Here is a 2705-nt window from a genome sequence, read left to right as displayed (position 1 = left end):
GAAGTATATGGTCAAAAGATTTTTAGATGTTAGATGACAGAAGATATCCAATATCAGCAATTAATCTCCTTCCCTGTTCATTGTCACTTAGTCCATCTATCAAAACAACGGCATAATATGTTTCGTTACCTCGCATGAGAATAGCACTATCATGTTCTGCTCCCTGTAGTTCTCCAGTCTTATTCGCAGCTTGAAACGCTGATCCTATACGTGCTGGAAGCTTATGCTGAAACTGCTGCATTTCTAACATTCTCATTATTTTTTCGCGACTAGATTTTTGCAAAAGGTTTCCTTCATATATTTCCCTTAGACACTTTACTACGTCAGAGGCACACGTATAATTATCAATCCCTTTTTCAACAGCGATTTCGTCCATCATATAGCGGTTTAAAACGGTTTTCTTTGATCCTAGATTTTTAGCACATTCGTTAATTTTTTCAAATCTTACTAAAGAAATGAGTTCATTTGTAGCTGTGTTGTCAGAAACAATTATCATAAGGGTAAGCAGCTCTTCTACTTTAATATGTGTTAACCGCGGAAGAGCTCTAAGTACGCCTGCTCCGCCAACCGTGTTTTTTTCCATTCTTTGAATGACAGATGGTAAAGCCAAGATGCCCGCATCAATTTGACGAAACGCTTCTATTGCAAGCAGCAGCTTGATTGTACTTGCTGCTCGTTGTTGGATAAAAGAATTAATCTGTATGGATTCTTTTCCTTCAATATGAATACGTATAAGTCCATTATTACTCCGCTTCCATGTAGTAACTGCATCTTCGATTTTCATTCTCGCTCTTTCCATCATTTTGTCGCAGCTGTTTCAATATAGTTGTTACTCATTATCTTTTGATTGTATAAGTGACAAGATACAAAGTGATTGTCTTCAACTTCCTGCCACTCTGGCTTTTGAGTCTTACAGGCTGCTACTGCAAGAGGACAGCGCGTATTAAACACGCAGCCAGAGGGCGGGTTAATTGGACTCGGTAATTCTCCTTTAAGAACAATCCGCTTCCGATTATCCTCAACGTCAGGATCAGGGATAGGAATAGCTGACAGTAGAGCTTGAGTGTAAGGGTGAAGCGGTTTTTGATACAGCTCCGAACTTGTTGTTAATTCTACTAAATGCCCTAAATACATAACTCCAATACGATTGCTTATATGCTTTACCATCGACAAGTCATGTGCAATAAATAAATAGGTTAACCCTTTTTCTTTTTGGAGTTTTTTTAATAAATTAACTACTTGAGCCTGTACAGACACATCTAAAGCAGAAATAGGTTCGTCTGCAATAATGCATTCTGGATTTAGTGCTAAAGCTCTCGCAATCCCTATACGCTGGCGCTGCCCGCCGCTGAATTCATGAGGATAGCGATTGGCATGATCACGGTTTAGCCCGACATCTTCTAGCAGCTCATACACGCGGTTCAGCATCTCTTTTTTATTCGAATAAAGTCCGTGAACCTCCATTGGTTCTGAGATAATCTCCTTCACGGTAGAACGAGGGTTTAGTGAAGCATATGGATCTTGAAAAATCATTTGCATATTACGATGAAAAGCAAATTTTTCTTTCTCTGATAGCTCATGCACGTTTTTCCCTTTATAAAGCACCTCTCCTGATGTACGGTTATACAACCCAATGATTGTTCGCCCCGCAGTTGATTTTCCGCAGCCGGATTCACCAACAAGTCCAAAGGTTTCTCCTTTTGAAATATGAAAAGACACGCCGTCTACTGCTTTCAAAACCTGCTTATTCGTAATCGAAAAATATTTGCTCAGCTGCTTTACTTCTAACAAATGCTTCGCTGTCATAACTGCCACCTCCTAATAATAGCGCCGGGCTGCGCACAGCTCTTCTTCATAAAGCGTTTCTTTTAATTCAATCAGTTCAACGGTTTTACCTGTTTTAGGTGAATGAAGCATTTTTCCTTCACCATAATAAATACCAACATGGTGGATAGACGCTTCACCTTTTTCATGAGCGAAAAACAGCAAATCTCCAGGTTGAATAGAGGCTAACCCCACTTCTTTTCCTTGCCTTGCTTGATCGGTTGCATCCCTTGGAATAAGATATCCGTTTGCTTTATGAGTAGCATAGGCAAACCCGGAACAATCATATCCCCAGGCACTCATGCCACCCCATAAATATGGAAGATTCAAAAACTGTTCTCCTGCTGCAATAATCCTATCCCCAGTTCCTTTTAGTTTACGGTTTCTATCCTCTATTACAACAGCATCTTGACGTTTTATTCTCCCACTGCCAACCGGCGTTTGAACTTCTAGCCATTCTTTATCTTCTTTTAAAAGAGGCAGCTGCGTTTGATAACTAATTTGCAAGGCTTCTTCCGCTAGGTGCAGGGTCGCAATCGTTGCTGATACCACCGCCGTTGGTTTATTCAACGGAAAATATTCAGTTTGAGAAATCAGTTGGTGAAAAGGAACCCACCCGGGATATCCTCTTTCATCTTTAGAAGAAAACTGAGAAGGAATAACGATTTTTGCCCATTTACCTTTCATTTCTGTTACATATACTTCTTCTCCTAGTAACAGCTGCGTTTGAACTAAATTTTTCTCACAAAGCTCCAACCGGCGTGTATACGTTAATTGTTCTAGCCATTTATCCAGTTTTACTGGGACACTTATTGCATTGTCATCTATTTCTCTGCTAGAGTCATAGGAAGTCCAAACAGTCGCCACAGCTACACAAACGT

At 40.1% G+C, this 2705-nt stretch carries 3 protein-coding genes; all 3 read right to left on the bottom strand.

Annotation, left to right across the window (positions count from 1 at the left end; translation table 11 throughout):
* Positions 1-22 precede the first annotated feature (22 nt).
* Positions 23-784, bottom strand: coding sequence for a serine hydrolase (locus AC1DRF_RS22215; protein WP_427075430.1), 762 nt, complete (start codon positions 782-784; stop codon positions 23-25).
* Positions 785-798: 14 nt separating this feature from the next.
* Positions 799-1806, bottom strand: a complete 1008-nt coding sequence (locus tag AC1DRF_RS22210; RefSeq protein ID WP_043979393.1) for an ABC transporter ATP-binding protein — start codon at positions 1804-1806, stop codon at positions 799-801.
* Positions 1807-1818: 12 nt separating this feature from the next.
* Positions 1819-2705: C40 family peptidase (locus tag AC1DRF_RS22205; RefSeq protein WP_477741710.1), on the bottom strand; the 887-nt coding region annotated here is incomplete at its 5' end.

It is taken from the genome of Priestia sp. P5_B4 (assembly GCF_056400385.1).
The sequence above is the reverse complement of the archived record's forward strand: the minus strand, read 5'-3'. Positions and strand labels throughout refer to the sequence as shown.